This is a genomic window from Provencibacterium massiliense (genome assembly GCF_900169495.1).
GTDB lineage: Bacteria > Bacillota > Clostridia > Oscillospirales > Ruminococcaceae > Harryflintia > Harryflintia acetispora.
In genome coordinates this window covers 556,114-573,440 of record NZ_FWCH01000012.1, presented here as the reverse complement: position 1 = coordinate 573,440, position 17,327 = coordinate 556,114, and the positions used below count along the sequence as shown (strand labels likewise).

At 58.0% G+C, this 17,327-nt stretch carries 15 protein-coding genes and 1 pseudogene; 8 read left to right on the top strand and 8 right to left on the bottom strand.

Going from position 1 to position 17,327, the window contains the following annotated elements; all coding sequences use genetic code 11:
• The first annotated feature begins 18 nt into the window (after nucleotides 1–18).
• The 6 genes from B5477_RS07880 (at nucleotide 19) to B5477_RS07855 (ending at nucleotide 6,733) form a co-directional block, all read left to right on the top strand.
• On the top strand, nucleotides 19–615 hold the full coding sequence (locus B5477_RS07880) for a TetR/AcrR family transcriptional regulator (protein WP_079699165.1): 597 nt from the start codon (nucleotides 19–21) through the stop codon (nucleotides 613–615).
• A 50-nt stretch (nucleotides 616–665) separates the two neighbouring features.
• A complete protein-coding gene (locus tag B5477_RS07875) occupies nucleotides 666–1,859 on the top strand; it encodes an iron-containing alcohol dehydrogenase (protein ID WP_079699164.1) in 1,194 nt (397 codons plus the stop codon).
• A 105-nt stretch (nucleotides 1,860–1,964) separates the two neighbouring features.
• Nucleotides 1,965–3,263: an MFS transporter gene (locus tag B5477_RS07870; protein WP_079699163.1), complete on the top strand. Its 1,299-nt coding sequence runs from the start codon at nucleotides 1,965–1,967 to the stop codon at nucleotides 3,261–3,263.
• A gap of 37 nt (nucleotides 3,264–3,300) precedes the next feature.
• Entirely contained in the window at nucleotides 3,301–4,215 is a 915-nt protein-coding gene (locus B5477_RS07865; RefSeq protein WP_079699162.1) for a phosphate acyltransferase, read from the top strand.
• Nucleotides 4,216–4,236: 21 nt separating this feature from the next.
• Nucleotides 4,237–5,316: a butyrate kinase gene (gene buk / locus B5477_RS07860; protein WP_079699161.1), complete on the top strand. Its 1,080-nt coding sequence runs from the start codon at nucleotides 4,237–4,239 to the stop codon at nucleotides 5,314–5,316.
• 52 nt (nucleotides 5,317–5,368) lie between these two features.
• Nucleotides 5,369–6,733, top strand: coding sequence for an aldehyde dehydrogenase family protein (locus B5477_RS07855; protein WP_159448971.1), 1,365 nt, complete (start codon nucleotides 5,369–5,371; stop codon nucleotides 6,731–6,733).
• A gap of 180 nt (nucleotides 6,734–6,913) precedes the next feature.
• Here B5477_RS07855 and B5477_RS07850 read toward each other — a convergent pair whose 3' ends face one another.
• From B5477_RS07850 to B5477_RS07825, 6 genes are all read right to left on the bottom strand, one after another.
• Nucleotides 6,914–8,251 carry an MFS transporter gene (locus B5477_RS07850; protein WP_159448970.1) on the bottom strand — a complete coding sequence of 446 codons (1,338 nt, stop codon included), beginning with the start codon at nucleotides 8,249–8,251 and terminating at the stop codon, nucleotides 6,914–6,916.
• A gap of 113 nt (nucleotides 8,252–8,364) precedes the next feature.
• Nucleotides 8,365–9,360 carry an SIS domain-containing protein gene (locus tag B5477_RS07845; protein WP_079699158.1) on the bottom strand — a complete coding sequence of 332 codons (996 nt, stop codon included), beginning with the start codon at nucleotides 9,358–9,360 and terminating at the stop codon, nucleotides 8,365–8,367.
• Nucleotides 9,361–9,606: 246 nt separating this feature from the next.
• Nucleotides 9,607–10,437, bottom strand: a complete 831-nt coding sequence (locus B5477_RS07840) for a carbohydrate ABC transporter permease (protein WP_079699157.1) — start codon at nucleotides 10,435–10,437, stop codon at nucleotides 9,607–9,609.
• 1 nt (nucleotide 10,438) lies between these two features.
• Nucleotides 10,439–11,353, bottom strand: coding sequence for a carbohydrate ABC transporter permease (locus B5477_RS07835; protein WP_242942153.1), 915 nt, complete (start codon nucleotides 11,351–11,353; stop codon nucleotides 10,439–10,441).
• Nucleotides 11,354–11,474: 121 nt separating this feature from the next.
• Nucleotides 11,475–12,857 (bottom strand): ABC transporter substrate-binding protein, encoded by a 1,383-nt coding sequence (locus tag B5477_RS07830; protein WP_079699156.1) that lies wholly within the window; start codon nucleotides 12,855–12,857, stop codon nucleotides 11,475–11,477.
• An 83-nt stretch (nucleotides 12,858–12,940) separates the two neighbouring features.
• The gene (locus B5477_RS07825; RefSeq protein WP_159448969.1) at nucleotides 12,941–13,762 is read right to left on the bottom strand and encodes a PfkB family carbohydrate kinase; all 822 of its coding nucleotides are present in this window, start codon (nucleotides 13,760–13,762) and stop codon (nucleotides 12,941–12,943) included.
• Between the two features lie 280 nt (nucleotides 13,763–14,042).
• Here B5477_RS07825 and B5477_RS07820 point away from each other — a divergent pair, with 280 nt between their 5' ends.
• Together B5477_RS07820 and B5477_RS07815 are read left to right on the top strand one after the other, a co-directional pair.
• Nucleotides 14,043–14,765 (top strand): GntR family transcriptional regulator, encoded by a 723-nt coding sequence (locus B5477_RS07820; RefSeq protein ID WP_079699154.1) that lies wholly within the window; start codon nucleotides 14,043–14,045, stop codon nucleotides 14,763–14,765.
• A gap of 17 nt (nucleotides 14,766–14,782) precedes the next feature.
• Nucleotides 14,783–15,493: a GntR family transcriptional regulator gene (locus B5477_RS07815; RefSeq protein WP_079699153.1), complete on the top strand. Its 711-nt coding sequence runs from the start codon at nucleotides 14,783–14,785 to the stop codon at nucleotides 15,491–15,493.
• A gap of 101 nt (nucleotides 15,494–15,594) precedes the next feature.
• On the opposite strand, the pseudogene ilvA reads toward B5477_RS07815, so the two are convergent.
• Both ilvA and ilvN read right to left on the bottom strand, forming a co-directional pair.
• Nucleotides 15,595–16,793: pseudogene (gene ilvA, locus B5477_RS07810) on the bottom strand (threonine ammonia-lyase).
• A 16-nt stretch (nucleotides 16,794–16,809) separates the two neighbouring features.
• Complete coding sequence (ilvN, locus tag B5477_RS07805; protein ID WP_079699152.1) at nucleotides 16,810–17,319, bottom strand: acetolactate synthase small subunit; 510 nt, start codon at nucleotides 17,317–17,319, stop codon at nucleotides 16,810–16,812.
• Nucleotides 17,320–17,327 lie beyond the last annotated feature (8 nt).

Sequence of the window (17,327 nt, the reverse complement as noted above, 5' to 3'; positions counted from 1 at the left end):
AAAGGAAGGAGCAACCGCATGAAATTCTCAAAGACCTATGTCAATATCCTGAACGTGGCCAAGAAAAAGTTCCGCTCCCACGGCTACTCCGCTGTTGGCATTGGAGAAATTCTGGCGGAGAGCGGCGTTTCCCGCAGCAGCCTGTATCACTTTTTCCCCGGCGGAAAGGAGGAGCTTGCCCAGGCGGTCCTTCACAATATCCATCAGGAATCCATCAGCAGGCTCGAATCCTTCTTCTTTCAGGGGCGGGACCCCGTGCAGGAAATCTGCAGCTATTTCCTGGCAAAGGCGGATGAGATCGACCGGGGCGACAACCGCGTGTCCGTCAATATGCTGATCATGGAGACGGCCGAAGTGAGCCCGCGCCTTCACAAGCTCGCCTGTGAAATCACCGATTCCCTCAACGCCTATTTTTATCGCGAGATCGAACAGTGCGGCTTCTCGGAGGAGCTCACCTGCCAGGTTGCCTCCACGGTCCTGTCCATGTCGCTCGGGGCGATGAACTACTGCAGCATCACCGGCAGGAGCTCTCTCCTGAGAAACCTCGTCCAGCAGCTCCCACTGCTCTTTTCCGCCAACGGCTACCGTCCTCCCGTTTCGCGGGAAACCGCCTGACTACACACAATTTTTCCAGTATCACACCGAGTTTAAGGAGCCAATAAAACATGCTAGATTTTCAGTATCACAATGCCACACGATTCATTTTCGGAAAGGGGCAGGAATGTCTGGCCGGCCAGTACATCAAGGAATACGGCGCGAAAAAGGTCATGGTCCTGCATTACGGGACGGGGCTGGAATTTGAAAATGCTCTGCACGGCCGCGTTCTGGCGTCGCTTTCACAGGCCGGTCTTTCATACGTCGACTTCACGGGAATCGAGCGCGCCCAGATCGAAATCGCGGACAGGGCGGCCGAGCTTGCGCGGCAGGAACAGGTCGATTTCCTGCTGCCGGTCGGCGGGGGCGCCGTGATCGACGTTGCAAAATATGTGTCGGTCGCCGCCAACTACGGGGGCGACGTCTGGGAGGATTTTTACATCAACCAGAAAAAGCCCCTGCCGGACCCGGTCATGCTGGGCGCCATCTCCACTGTCGTCGCCAGCGGAAGCGAGAACTCCCCTGAATCCGTCATTGGGAAAGGAACCTTGAAGCGCACGATGAGCGATCTGAAGATCCGTCCGCTGTTCGCCATCATCAATCCCGAGCTGACCTATACGCTGCCCCCGAAGCTCACTGCCGCAGGGGCGGCGGACATCATGGCGCACGCGCACGAGCGCTATTTTTCACCGACTCCGGACAACTATTTTACCGACGAGCTCAACGAAGCGGTCCTTCGCACCATCATCAAATTCACCCCCGTCGCCATGCGGGAGCCCTGCAACTACAACGCCCGCGCGCAGATGCTTTGGGCCGGTCTGCTCGCCCATAACGGGCAGTTTGAGGTCGGACGGGAAACCGACCGCGCCGTGCACTGCATCGAGTCTGAGATCGGCGGGATGTACCACTCCGTCCACGGGATCGGCTGCGGCTGCGTCACGATGGCCTGGGCCAAATTCATGTGCAGGCGGGATATCCCAAAATTCACCACCTATTTCCATCGGGTCTGGGGCGTTGAGATGGATATGCTGGACCCCGAAAATATGCTGCGGGAGGGAATCCGGCGCATGGTTGATTTCTATACCTCCATCGGGATTCCCAGCGATTTTGCCGAGCTGGGCGTGCGGGAGGCGGACGTCCCCACGCTTATCTCTACAACCCGTCTCACGCCCGAAGGGCTCGTCGGCGGATACTCCAGGCTGACACGGGAGGATTTGGCGCATCTCTACCGGATCGGTTTGGGAAAGGAGGATGCCAAAATCTGACCGCCCTTTCCCGGCATCGCCGGATGGAAGGACGCGCACAAAGCTCTTTGTTTAGGTGCACGCTGAAACAATCTGTTCTGCCATATTTTTGAAGGGAGTATAAAGATGAGCAATAAAAAATTCCCATTTAGCAAGCTTTTTGTTCTGCACTGCCTGATGTACTGCGGCTGTACAACAGGAACCTATTATTACAACGCCACCCTGACCACGATCGCCAGCACCATGGACGGCAACGTGATCCTGGCCGGCATGCTGGCCTCCACCTACAGCCTGGTCGCCATGTTCTGCCGCCCGGTCGCCGGCTTTATGAACGAAAAGTTCGGCCGCCGGCGCTCGAACGAGTGGGGCCTTTACGGCACCATCCTTTCCATTCTTCTGATGATCATCGCCAAGGACCTGATGGTGCTGTTCATCGCCCGTGTCCTCGCGGGGATATCCTTCTCGGTCACCTCCGCGGCAAACTATGCCGCCGCCTCCGATCTTGCGCCGGAGGACAACAAGGCGCTTGGCATCGGCTGGTTCCAGAACATGGCGACCTTTGCCTCCTACATCGGGCCGGCCGTGGGCGTCTGGGGCTTAAACCGTTACCTCGCCACCGGCTCCTGGAGCGCATTCTACGTCGTCACGCTTTTGACCGCCGTCTATTCCCTCGTGCTGAACTTCTTCATCCGCTATGAGAATAAGCCGGAGTGGAAAGCGAAGATGGCCGCCGCGGCCGAGGCCCGCAAAAATAAACAGGCCGTCCTTGAAGACGGTCCCGTGCTGCCCCCGATGAAGCCGTTTTTGGGTATGACCGTGCCCGCATGGCTGCTGATCATCTCCTTGGCGCTCGTCGCGATGGCACAGCAGAGCGTCGGCTCGTTTTTGCTGCTCTCCGGTAAGGAGCGGGGCATCACGGCCCTCGGTTCCTACTTCCTGCTCCAGACCATCGGCATGTTCATCTGCAAGGGCTTCATTGCACCGAAGATCGAAAAGATCGGCGCCATGAAGGTCGTCTCCTTCGCGGTGGCGGTCGCGATCGTATCCTATTTTGTTTTCAGTATAGCCACCTCTGTCGTGCCGCTGCTCATCATCGCGCCGTTCTATGGCTGCGTGTGGGGCACCTTCCCGCCGGTCTGCAACACGCTGATCGTCGCTTCGGTCCCGCAGGACCGCAAGGGCTTCGCCTCGGCCATGTACCTGTTCGGCATCGACGTCGGATACGGCATTGGGCCCACCCTGTGGGGAATCGTTATCGCAGCGGTCGGTTATGCGAAGGTCTACTTTGTCGCGCTGTTCCTGCCGATCATCGCAATGGTCCTTTTCGTGATCTACTGGAAAGGCTGGGGCAAGGCGATTTTTGAAGCCACGCAGACCTGGAAGCGGGAAAAGGCCGCAAAGCTGGCCGCTTCCGCAGAGGGCTGAGCCCCTTTACAGCGCAATATAAAGGAAGAGGGTACTTATGGAAATTCAAACGTTTGACCAGTTGATTGCCCGTGTGAAAAGTTCCCGCAGGCAGTTTCGCGTGGCCGTCGCCAATGCGGGCGACGCTCACACGCTCGAAGCGGTCCTCCTCGCCTGCAGGGAAGGGGTCGTCTCCCCCATCCTGGTGGGCGACAGGGCCGAGATCCTGCGCATCTGCAAAGAGCAAAGCGCAGACTTTCCCGCAGAGGACATCGTGGATGCGGCCGGGGCTCCCGAGGCGGCGGCAAAAGCCGTGGAGCTGGTGCGGGAAGGAAAAGCGGACTTTCTGATGAAGGGCAAAATGGACACCGGCGTGCTGCTGAAAGCCGTCGTCAACAAGGAAACCGGCCTTGGCACCGGGAACTTGATGAGCATTTTTCTGCTGGCGCAGCTGCCCAACTACCACAAGCTGGTGGCCGTGGTGGACGGCGGTATGGTCCCCTATCCGACGCTGGAACAGAAAAAGGGGATCATCGAAAATACAGTGGGGGCGCTGCGCGACCTGGGCTATGAATCCCCCAAGGTCGGCGTGCTGGCCTGCATCGAAAAGGTCAACCCCAAGATGCCGGAGACCGTCGAGGCCGACGCCCTCAAGCAGATGAACCGGGCCGGCGAAATCCAAAACTGTATTGTGGAAGGTCCGGTATCCTACGACTGCGCCATGAGCCGCGAGATCGCCGGGCTGAAAGGCTTTGATAGTCCGTGTGCCGGCGACTGCGACGCCCTCATCGCCCCGGACATCCACGCCGGCAACATCCTCACCAAGGCGCTGCACGTCACCGGCGGCGCGGCCACTGCGGGCTTCATTGTCGGTGCGAAATGTCCCATTGTGATGTCCAGCCGGGGCTCTGAGCCCGAGGAAAAATTTATGTCAATCATCCTGGCCGCCGCCGTGGTTCTGGGGCGCGGATGAAACACAGGAAGGAGCGCCGAGATGGCATTTAAAATTCTTGTCCTGAACCTGGGCGGGACGTCTTCAAAATTTTCGATTTACGAGGATGCGCGGCATATCGTAACCAAATCCATATCCCACTGCGCCGAGGACATGGCCGCCCACCCCCTGTCCAAAGACCAGGTTGCCTACCGCAAGGAGATCGTGCTCGGTTTCCTGCGGGAAAACCACTACCAGGTGGACGATTTCGACACCTTTGTCCTGCGCGCGCCCCCGTTCCCCGCACCCCGGGGCGGCACCTATCTGGTGGAGGGCAGATGCCGGGAGCTTGTCTTGTCCTACTACCACCCGGATGAGAAGCCCATCCACGGCAACCGCTTCGTTCTGCCCCTGATCGACGAGCTGCGCGGCGCGCGCAACGTGCCCGTCTATCTGGTGGACCCCGACATGGTGGACGAATTCTCCGAAGTCGCGCATGTGTCCGGCCTCCCCGGCTATGCGCGCAAGCCCAGCATCCACTACCTGAACCAGAAGGCCATTGCCAGGAAATATGCGCAGGACGTGGGGAGGGCCTATTCCGAGCTGCGGCTGATCATCTGCCACCTGGGCGGAGGGATCAGCATAGGCGCGCATGAATACGGCGTGGCGATCGACAGCAACGAAGGCAGCGAAGGCTGGGGGCCGTTCTCAACCGACCGCGCGGGAACGGTGGCGACGAGCATCATGCTCGAACTCTGCTTCGACAAAGGGCTTACCCGTCAGGAAGTCCATGGGCTGCTGCGCGGAAAGGCCGGGCTGAAAGGGCATCTGGGCACCGACGACCTGCGCGAAGTGGAACGGCGCATCGCTGAGGGCGACCAAAAGGCCAAGCTGGTGTTTAACGCCCTCGCCTATCAGATTGCCAAGGAGATCGGCTCCTGCTACGCCGCGCTGCGCGGAAAGGTGGATGCAATCATTTTCACCGGCGGCATGTCCAACAGCAAAAAGCTGATCGGCGCCATCGAATCCTATGTGGGCGGTTTCGCGCCGTTTGTCCTCTACCCCGGGGAAAAGGAGCAGGAAGCACTGGCGCTGGGGGCCTACCGCGTGCTCACCGGCGCGGAAGAGCCCATCCTCCTGTAAAGCGCAAAACGATTGATTAACTTAAGTTGTAATAAGAAAGGGGCAAATGAAGATGGCGAACGAAAAAATTGAAGGCCTGATGCAGAAGGCCAGGACCGCACAGGCACAGGTTGCCGATTACACCCAGGAACAGGCCGACGACATGGTCCGCGTTGTCGCAAAGAGATGCTGGGCCGAGCGGGAGCGCATTGCGCAGCTTTGCGTGGACGACACCGGCAAGGGGACCTATGAATTCAAGCTGGGCAAGATGGAGAACACGACGGCCTCGGTTTACATGTATCTGAAAGGGAGAAAATCGGTCGGCCTGGTGGAGCACGACGAAAAGAAGAAGCTCTGGAAATACGCAAAGCCGGTCGGGGTGCTCGCCTGCATCACGCCGGTCACCAACCCGGCCGCCACCCCCATCGGCAACGGCCTGAACGTTCTGAAAACCAGGAATGCGATGATCGTCTGCCCGCATCCCGGCGCCAGAATAGCGACCGGAGATACGGTCGAGCTGATGCGCACGGCGCTTCGGGAGAACGGGCATCCGGAGGACCTGGTCCAGGTCGTTCCCGAAAGCACCATGCAGGATGCGGCGGACCTGATGGCGGCGGTCGACCTCATTCTGGCGACCGGGGGCCCGGGCATGGTCAAGGCCGCCTATTCCAGCGGAAAGCCCGCCCTCGGGGTCGGCCAGGGCAACGTGCAGTGCATCCTGGACGAGGATTATGACGACCTAGAGAAGCTGGTCTCGGCAATCGTGCCCAGCCGCATGGTCGACTATGGCATGCCCTGTACCGGCGAGCAGACGGTCCACTGCCCCGTTTCAAAACTCGATGCGCTGATTAAGGCCTACGCCTCCATGAAATGCCACTACATCGATGACGAAGCGCAGATTCAGAAGCTGCGCGAGACCTTGTTCGTCGACGGGGCGATCAACCGGGAGATCGTCGGCCAGCCGTCTTATAGAATTGCCAAGATGGCCGGAATCGACATCCCAGAGGATACGACCCTGCTGCTCCTGAAAGTCGGCAAATGTGGCAAAGAGGAAGTCCTGGCCAAGGAGATTCTGGCGCCCATTACCCGCATCTTCCCCTATGATTCGTTTGAAGAGGCGGTCGAGCGGGCAAGGACCAATATGCTGATGGAGGGCGCCGGCCATTCGTCCTGCATCTGGAGCAACAATCCGGAGCACGTCGCCTTTGCCGCTTCCCGGATTCCCGCCGGGCGCGTCATGGTGAACCAGCCCGCCACCAACGGCAGCGGCAGGCAGAACAACGGACTCGGGCAGACCGTGTCCCTCGGCTGCGGTTACTGGGGCGGCAACAGCGTCTATCACAATGTCAACTACAAGGATATGCTGAACTACACCATCGTTTCCGAGATCCTCGAGGACCGGAAAGTCCTCACCCCAAAAGAAATCATGGCGGACTGAAGGGTGGCCATGAAGACATATAAAGAGAGCCATCCAGGCTTTGCCTGGATGGCTCTCTTTTTGTAACTCGAATCCGCCCGCCTCGCTTGTAGCTTTGGGAAAAACCCGTACCGGCTGTCCCCCGGCTCACTCTGTCTGTCCATGAGGAAAGCCCCCGCGGATCGGCGCTCTATTTTCCCTCTAAAGCGCGGCGCAGGCTTCCTCTTCCCGCTTTGCTTCCCGTTTTTGCAGCGCGCGCTGCCGGATAATAAAGCCGGTGAGGATAAGCAGGTTGACGGTGAGCATGACTGCCGACAGAGAAAAGATCGAACTCGGGCGCAGCGCGTAGATCACGCCCGAAAGGCTGCTCATCAGGGTGCTCCCGGCCGAGATCATCACGTTCATCACCGCGTAAATCTTCCCGCGGTTCTTGGCCTCCTCCTCGGTCACGCTCGCGACCAGCGAATCAAGGAAGGTCTTGCACATCGCATAGCCCGAGGAATAGACCAGCGCCGCCACACAGGCCAACGTCAGCGAGCCGTGCGGCAGGAAGATCATCAAAAACATATAGGGGATCTGGATGAAGAAGCCGGCGACCAGAGCCCCGCCCATCCCCACGCGGGTGCGGATAAAGTGGTTGATGACCGGGATGACGAGCAGGCAGGTCAGCAGCAACCCGATCGAGTTACAGCCCCCGACCAGGGAGACGGCGGCGGGGTCGATCCCGATCACGTCGGTGAGATAGACGTTGAGATAAAGGCTGAAATGGGTGCTCAAAGGATACATCGCATTATAGATCACGTTGAGCAGGATTGCCGAAAGGATCATCTTCTTGCCCCAAAAGATCTTGAAGCCGCCCAGCGGATTGATGTTCCCAAGGCGCAGCGGCGGATGGCCCGCCGCCAAAATTTCCTGCCCCACCTTGGTTTCGGTATAAAACCGGTTGCGGATGATCATTTCGGTGGCGAAGACGACGATCGCAAAAATCAAAAAAACCTTCTGCGCCGAGATGATCCCGATCCGGGTCACCAGCAGACCGCCAATTGGGGTGATCACGCCGATGGCGGTGTGCAGCATGGTGAGGATGTTGAGGGCGGCGACCCGCTGGTCGTCGTCCGCGTCCTCGACCACCATGAAGTTCCAGGACATATTGGAAATTTGGCTCAGGGAGTTGACGATCTTCCCCAGCGCAAACATCCAAAAGTTGTTGGCGAACAGAAAAATCAGGCAGGAGCCGGGCCAGGCCAGGAGCTCGAAGATGGTGGTCGTCTTCTTGCGCCCGAGGCGGTTGACGATCTCCCCGGCGGAGAGGGCGAAAAGGATGCCGAAGAAGTAGCTGACCGCCACGACCAGCCCGATTTCCCGGTCGGTTACGCCGCAGCCTTTCATATAGAGGCTGAGATAAAATGTATACAGGGTGTTGGCAACGCTGAAAAAGAACTCGAAGATAACACTGATGCGGGTGTTTCCCTCGAGCTTGCGGAAATTTTCTATGAGGGGCAGGTTCTGGACCCTGCGCAGCATCCCCAATTTGACCACCCCTTCCTCTTTGATACCACAAAATAAAACACCACGGCGTATGCGACACGCCATTCTGCCCAGCCGCGATACACCGTGGTGTACTATTTAATTTCTACTTCAGCAACCGGATCTTAGTAGTCCAGTCTTCTGTAGTATCTGCGGATCGCCAGAGGATGTTTGCCGTACTCCTCGAGGTACTTGGAGATTCTCTCGGTCACGTTGGCCATCACGATCGGGCTCATCATGCCTCTGAACTCCTTGCTGATGCCCTTGAGCTCGTAGTCGGCGGTGTCGAACACGGTGACGTTCGCGCAGATGGTGTTGACGAAGTTCTCAACACGGTCCATCAGCTTGCGGGCAGCATCCTCGCCCTTGAAGAGGATGACACTGTCGTCTCTGCCGATGACTTCGAGGGTGCCGTGGAAGAAGTCAGCGCCGGAAATGGACTTGGTTCTCATCCACTGCATCTCTTCCATGATGCACATGGCGTAGCAGTAAGCCTCGCCCCAGAGGTTACCGGAACCGACGAGGTACTGGATCGCGTCGTCACGATGCTTCTTGGCATAAGCGTCGGCCGGAGCGTCAGCCTTCTTCTTGACATCAACCAGCAGCTCAGGCATGGTCTTGAGCTCGGCCATGAACTTGTCATAGTCAGCGAAGTCGCCATGGTTCTTCATGAAACGGCCGGCCAGGGTGTACCAGAAGTACCAGGTGCCGCCCGCCTCTTCGAGGATCAGGTAATCAACGCTCTTCGCAAGCGGAGAACCCTCTTTCTCAACAAAGCCGATGACCTTGGCGCCGACTTCGTGAGCGTAATCAACAGCCTGCACAACCTCTTTGGTGTCGCCGGAAGCGGACTGGATCACAACGATGGAATCCTTGGTGAACTTCTTGTTGCCGACGGTCAGGAACTCAGCCGCATTCTCAACGTACAGGTCCAGGGTGGACATGGACTTGATGATGGACTCAACCTGCCACTCATATGTAATGGTGCCGCCGATGCCGACAAAGAAGATGTTGGAGTAACCCTTCTCGCAGACCTCGTCTACGATCTTCTCGACCTTCGGAATGAACTCAATGGCTTTCTTCTCGTTCGCAAGAAACTTCGCTTCGTCGAATTTGAACATACCTTTTCCTCCTAGTCATTTGTTGCTTATTTCTCGGCCCTCGGGCCGAACTGCCAAACTCAGGCGGGCAAAATCCTTTGCCCGGGGAACAACTGGTATAGTGCTATACCAGTTCTGTCATTATCATACCACACCCCTCCGGGTTATGCAAGGGGTTGCGGTTAAAAATTTTGCACATTCGCCTCTCCCCTACCTGCAAGCGGGCGGCGTGCCCGAAGGCACACCGCGGCTGCAGGAAAACAGAGATTAACCCTTGACGCTTCCGGCGGTCATACCGCGTACCAGCTGCTTCTGGAAGATCAGGTAAACGATGATCATCGGCAGCGAGGCGACCGTCAGACCGGAGATCAACACGCCCCAGTTGGTGGTCAGCGCGGCGCGCAGGTTCATCAGTCCGACCGGGATGGTCTTGAGCGCGGAGCTCTCGATGAAAACGAGACCGAACATGAACTCGTTCCAGTCGCCCATCGCGGTGAGCAGGGCGCCGGTCGCAATGATCGGCTTGCTCATCGGCAGGATCATCTTATAGAAGATCTGGAAGGAGTTGCACCCGTCGATGTAGGCCGATTCCTCCACCTCGAGCGGCAGGCTCTGGAAATAGGACCAAAGCAGGAAGGTGGTAAACGGAATGTGGAAGGCCGCATAGGGAATGATCAGCGCCCAGCGGGTGTTGTAGAGGCCCAGGATCTGGAGCAGCTTATACAGCGAGATGATGCTGACCTCAGGGGAGAGCATCATGCCGCCCAGCACGCAGGTGAAGAGCAGGGTGTGCAGCTTGAACTTGTACCGGGCCAGCACGAACGCGAGCAGCGCCGAGCACAGCACGGTCAGGAAGGTGGCGACCACCGTGACGATGACACTGTTCATAAAGTAGGTGCCGACGCCCACTTCCCACGCCTTGTAGTAGTTATCCCAGCTGGGGTTCTGAGGCATCTTGAAAGGACTGAGCATGAGCTGCTGGTTGTCCTTGAAGCCGCTGAGAATCATCCAGATCAGAGGATATAAAACCGTGAGGCCATAAAGAGTGATCGGGATCAGGATCAGAAAGCGAATAACTTTTCCCTTGACGTCCTTCATGTTATGCCGCCTCCTTTACTTTTTTTACCTTGGGTGCCTTCGGTTCCTTGGGCCCCTGGTTGATCTTCATCTGAACCAAGGTGAGAACCAGCAGAATCAGGAAGGTTAGCGTTGCAATGGCAGCCGCATAGCCCATTTCATCGTTACGGAAGCCCGCCTTGTACAGGTAGGCCGCCAGAACCTCGGTCGCATGGCCAGGGCCGCCGCCGGTCATAACATAGACCTCGCCGAAGACCTTGAACGCGCCGATGATGGTGGTGACCACCGTCACCAGCACGGTGTCGGTGACCTGCGGAACGATGATGTAGAAGAAGTTGGTAAAGGGATTGACGCCGTCGATTCTGGCGGACTCAAAGATGTCCTCCGGAATCTTCTGGATGGCAATGATGAACAACAGCATGATATAACCGATGTTCTGCCACTGGGAAACAAATATGACGGAACCCATCGCCGTACTGGCGCCGCCCAGCCAATCGCGGGCGAGGCTGCCCAGCCCGATGGCCTTTAAGAAGGGGTTGACGACACCCATGGTCGGGCTGTAGAGGAACTGCCACAGAAGGCCGATGACGGTGATGGAAATTACTGACGGAATAAAATAGAGGGTGCGGAAGAACGGCTGGAATTTGCGCATCTTGGTGCTCTCAAACACCGCCGCAAGGACCAGGCCCAGACCGCACTGACAAATAACGGACACGATTGCATACCAGGTATTGTTCTTGAGAGAAATCAGGATGTTCTCATCCGAGAACATTTTTACATAGTTTTCCAGACCGATGAAGACTTTCCCATCGGAAAACGCACTCCAACGATACAGGCTGTAGACAAAGTTCAGAATAATCGGAAAGAAGACAAACACGGTCATCAATATGAATGCCGGCAATATGTAAAGTAGCATCCCCCGCTTATCTTTATACACCCATACTCAATCCTTTCAAACCGCATAATCCTTATCGGTTAGTGAAATCAGGGGGATCGGAGAGGGGCCGCGCAGGACCCCTCTCCGCCCACTTGCTTGCGTAGGAACTAGTGCTTAAAGCTTACAGCTGGCCAGCTTCCGCAAGGCCCTTGACCTCGGCGGCCATCTCCTGAACCTTCTTCATGAGCTCTTCAGGAGTGATGGTGCCGTTGAGGATCTCCTGCAGGCCAGGCAGCCACACGTCGGAAATCTTGGCATTGATGTCGGTGTCGAGCCAGAGGGCCATACCGTCGGCCTCTTCCAGTCTCTTCATACCTTCCATGATGTAGGTCGGGGCAACGCTCTCATTGGTAGCACCAATCACCGGGCTCGGCCAGGCAAGGGTCTTGACCATGAACTCCTGGTTCTCCATGTTGGTGATGTACTTGAGGAACTTGATGGCCTCTTCCGGAATGGTGGAGGTGGAGGAAACCATGAAGCCGTCCGGAGCGCCGGTGATGTAGTTCGCCTCGCCCTTCAGGTCGGTGACGGTCGGCAGCGGGAAGAAGCCCCACTCGTCGTTCAGACCGGTCTGGTTGGCCTCATCGCACTGTTTGAACTCCTCGATCTCGGCGTAGAACATCGCCTCGGTGCCGGCAGCCCAGGTCTGACGGGCCTGGTCATGGGACTTGGAGTTCGGGAACTCGTTGAAATAGGGGCCAAGGTCAGCAAACAGCTGGAGAGCCGTCACATAACCGGGATCGGTGAACTCGCCGGTCTCCGCGGTGTAGTCCTTCATACGGACGTCCTGCGGAACGCACTGCTGGTTCAGGCCGGTGATGTAGTGGCAGGCCGCCCACGGATACTGGTCGCCGAAGGAGATCGGGGTGACGCCGTTGTCCTTGAGGGTCTTGCAGACGTTCATGAACTCGTCCCAGGTGGTCGGGGCGGTCAGCCCGTACTGATCAAAGATGGACTTGTGGTAGATCATGTACTTCGGGTCGATACGCAGCGGGATACCGTAGTTCTTGCCGTCCTTCGCGAAGGGCTCAAGACCAGCGGACATGAAGGAGTTTTTCCACTCGCTGTCGTTCTCTTCCAGAGCGGGGGTCAGATCATACGCGGCGTTGGCGGCGATGAACTTGTTGGCGAACTCGCCGGACCAGGAGAAGAAGATGTCCGGGCGGTCGTTGGAGCCCATCAGAACACGCAGCTTATCCTTGATCGGCTCGTCGCCGACAGCCTCGTCAACGATATCGATGTTCGGGTTCGCTTCCTCATAGTTGGCGATCACAACATCAAAGAACGGGCCCTTGGTCTCAGGATCCGGCCACTTGTGCAGGAGCTTGAGCTGAACCTTGTCCCCGGTCGGGGTCGCTTCGCCGGCGTCGCTGCTGGCGGGGGCGCTGTCGCCACCCTCGGGAGCCGCAGAGCTGGTGGTGTTGGAGCCGCTGCCGCAGCCTACGAAGCTAAGTGCCAGCGCGCTGGCGAGCAGCAGGCTGACGATTTTGCGAGACTTACTCATTTTTTTACCTCCATTTTGTATATTTTGACCTCCCCGGTCCCTATGGCCGGATTGGACAAAAACGATTGAAATTGGCGAGCGTCTTATTTGATATCTGTCTCATACCCGAAGGTGCCGCTCACCAGGCAGTTCTTCGCGGCGAACTCGGCCGCGTTCTCCATGCTCTCCCCGATCGCCTCGCCGTCATAGATCCCCACGAAATACCGGGCGATGAAGCTGTCCCCCGCCCCCATGGTGTCCACGATGTTCTCGACCGGATAGATCCCCTGCTGATAAAACTTCCTGCTCTCCACGTCGTAGAGCATCGAGCCGCGCGAGCCCATGGTCATCAGAACCTGCTTGGGGCCGTGGGTGCCGACGCCCTCCATGAGGACCTTGAGCTCCTCCTCCTTGGCGCTGCCGCCCGAAAAGATCGCATAGGTCACATACGGCAGGGTTCGCTTGAGGTTGTTCCAATGCGGCTTGTCCGAATAGTCGTAAGCGATGGGCACGCCGATCTTATGCAGCTCGGGGAGCTTTTCGTCCAACCCGCTGTAGCAGCTGGTGTGGATCAGGTTGAAGCCCGCCATGTACTTCTTAAGCTCCTCGGTGATCTCGATGTCATGGGAAACCCCGTCGATCCCGCCGATGAACACCCGGTCCGAATCGACCAGGGTGACGTCCGCGTAGGCGGTCTCCCCTTCCTTGATTTTGACGTGGGAGACGTCCAGCCCTTCCCTTTTGAGGGAATCCACGATGTGGCTGCCCGCGTAATCGGTGCCCACCGTCCCTATGTAAGCCGCTTCGGCCCGCCCGGTCTTGTGGGCCAGCACCGGAACGTTCACCGCATTGCCGCCCGGATACATCTTTTTCTTGTAAAGATACCGGTCGACCACGTTGTCGCCGATCCCAACAATTTTCAGCATTTTTGCCATACCTCCTCATCGGCATGCGCCAATGGATTGTGGTATATTTCCATACCAGTGCTCGTTTATTATAGCACAGGAGTTTTGGCTAATTAAGACATTTTTCATAAATGTCCCATATCTTTTTTGTTAATTTTCTCTCTACCAGTTTTTTGGAGAAGTGAAAATATCCAAAGAATCGTTTTGCTTTCGTGCAATATATATGCTATAATGCATATTGGACTGTTCCGAAACCCGCATAAATTGCGGGATTACATACTGGAAACCGTTGGTGAGAATATTGAAAAACAAATATACTCTGACGAGTGAGAATTCGATCGACAAGCTAATGGAGTACATCGACATCCATCATCTGCCCCCCCGCGAGCGGCTGCCCTCCGAGCGCAAGCTCAGCGAGCTGCTGGGCGTCAGCCGCCCCGCGCTGCATCAGGCGATCTTCGAGCTGATCAACCTCGGGGTGCTCGCGCAGACCCCCAGCGACGAAATCATCATCGCTGAGCCCAAAGTGCTGCGCAACATGTGGAAGATGCGCTCCTTTACCAAGACTATGCGGGCCCTCGGCCTCACTCCGAAGAACAAGGTGATCTACGCGGGGATGACCGAGGCGACCAAGGAGGAGGCTTCGGCGCTCAACCTGACGCTCGGCTCGCCGGTTTTCCGGCTGCACCGGCTGCGCTGCCTGGACGGCACGCCGATGGTCATCGAGGTAGCCGCCTTGCCGGCCAAGCTCTTCCCCAGGCTGCTGGAGCACGATTTCTCCAGAGCCTCGCTCTACAGCGTGCTCGAGGAGGAATACGGCACCATCCCGCTGACCCAGGAGCAGGAGTTTTTGATCGACTTCCCGAACCCCGCCGACATGCAGCTGCTGGGGATCGACGCCAAGGAGCCGCTGATCGTCCAGCTCGGGCGCACGGCGGACCAGAACGGCGTGATCATCGAATACTCGGTTTCCAAGACGCTCGGCTCACGGTTCGAGTTCGAGAGTATCTCCGTCATTGAATAGCGAGGGGGTGGAACGACATGCAGAACAATACGCCGATTTACAGCCAGCTGGAAAAGCTGATCAAGGATAAGATCCTTTCGGGCGAATACAAGTTTGGGGAGGCCATCCCCTCGGAGCGCAAGCTGGCCGAAACCTATGGCATCAACCGCATGACGGTGCGCAGTGCGATCAACAACCTGGAAAACCAGGGGTACATCGTCAAAGTGCACGGCAAGGGCAACTTCGTCTCCAGCCCCAAGTTCAAACAGAGCTTTGTCGAGGGGTGGGGCTTCACCTCCCTGCTGCGCGAGCGGGGGATCGAGCACAAGGACAAGCTGATCTTCTCCGGCGTGGAGGAGGCCAACTACCAGCTTTCCAAAATCTTCGGCGTCGAGCGGCGCACCCCGCTGTTTCGCATCGTGCGCCTGCGCCTGGGCGACGACGAGCCGCTCAGGCTGGAAGACACCTACGTGCCCTACGACCTCTTCCCCGGGATCGAATCGATCGACTATTCGGTGACCTCGCTCTACGACGTATTCCAGGCCAACGGGATCACCCTCAAGGAGTTCCGGCAGGTCCTTTCCTCCTATCTGATCCACGACTTCAAGGCGCGCCTGCTCGATTTGGAGGACGATTACCCGGTCTACCGGGTGACCTGCCAGACGATGGATCAGAGCGACCGGGTGGTGGAGTACACCGTCTCCTTAATCAACCCGCAAAAGACCATTATTACCACCAGCTTAAAATAAGGATACAGGAACCGGCCCGTCGAAACTTGTCCGACGGGCCGGTTTTTTCTTTTTCGACAGGATGTTTTTACATGATGGGGCGCCGGGGCGAAACGCGGCTTTCAGCGCAGCTTGAAGCGGTAGCCGGCGTTTTTCAGGGCGCTGCAAATCTCCGCGATATGGTTCTGGTCCCGCGTCTCCATGACGATATGTAAAAAGCAGGAGTTGATGTCCATATTTTCGTCCGCCCGGTCATGGTGCACGGCGACCACGTTGCCGCCCAGGGAGGCGATGATGTCCGACACGCCCTTGAGCTGGCCGGGCTTGTCCACCAGCTCGATGGTCAGCTCGGCGCTGCGCCCGGTTTTGAGCAGGCCCCGGCTGATCACCCTTGAAAGGATGGTCACGTCGATATTGCCCCCCGACACCAGGCAGACGGCGTTCTTGCCCTTGATGTCCACCTTATCAAACATCGCCGCGGCGACCGAGACCGCGCCCGCCCCCTCGGCGATCAGCTTCTGCTGCTCGATCAGAGCCAGGATGGCGGTGGAAATCTCATCGTCGGTGACGGTGACGATCTCGTCGACGTACTGCTCGCACAGCTCATAGGTCAGCTCCCCCGGCCGCTTGACCGCGATCCCGTCCGCGACGGTGGAGACCGAATCCAGCGCCAGCGGCCCATGCTCCTGGTGGGAGCGGTACATCGAGGGCGCGCCGGCGGCCTGCACGCCGTAGACCTTGCAGCGCGGATTGAGGGATTTGATGGCGAAGGCTATCCCGCTGATCAGCCCGCCGCCCCCGATCGGGACAATCACGCAGTCGATCTCCGGCAGCTGGTCGAGCAGCTCCAGGCCGATGGTCCCCTGCCCGGCGATCACATCCAGGTCGTCGAAGGGGTGGATAAAGGTGCTCCCGGTCTCCTTCTGCAGCTCCCGGGCGCGGTTGTAGGCGTCGTCGTAGACTCCGGGCACCAGCACCACCTCGGCGCCGTAGCGCTTGGAGGCCTCCACCTTGGAGATCGGCGCGCCGTCCGGCACGCAGATGAGCGATTTGATCCCGTTGCGGCTGGCGGCCAGCGCGACCCCCTGGGCATGGTTGCCCGCCGAGCAGGCGATCACGCCGTTTTTACGCTCCTCCTCGGTGAGCTGGGATATCTTATAATAGGCCCCGCGCACCTTGAACGAGCCGGTCAGCTGCAAATTCTCCGTTTGAGGTAGACATTGGAGAGCGGATTGATGTTCGGCGCCGGAATGAGGTCGGTGGTGCGCACCACGTTTTTGAGGACATAGGAAGCCTGGTAGATTCTGTCGAGCGTCAGCATGATCGTGGTCTCCTTCTTATAATGTTTCCTCACTTGCCGCGCCGCGCTCCATCGCGGTGCGCCCGGTGCGGATAATTTTGAGGATGCCGTGGGGGCGCAACAGCTCGATGAACGAGTTGAGGGTATGGGTATCCCCGGCGAGCTCGAGGATCAGGGTATTCTGCGAAACATCCAGGATGCTGGCTTTGAACATGTTCGCGATGTTGACGATCGCGTCGATCTCCCCGGCGTTGCCGCCCACTTTCAAGAGCAGGTACTCCCGGATGACCGAATCCTCTTTCTCCAGCACCCTGACGCCGATGACGTCGTAGAGCTTGCCCAGCTGCTTGTCCACCTGGCGGATGATCCGCTCGTCCCCGCGCACCACGATGATGATCTGCGAGACGCCGGGATCCTCGGTCTGGGCGGCGACGATGCTCATAATGTTGTAGCAGCGGCGGCTGAAGAGCCCCGAAATGCGCAGCAGCACCCCGGTATGGTTGCGCGCGAGCACCGAGACAACGTATTCCTTTTCATTGGTTTCCATATGCTGAC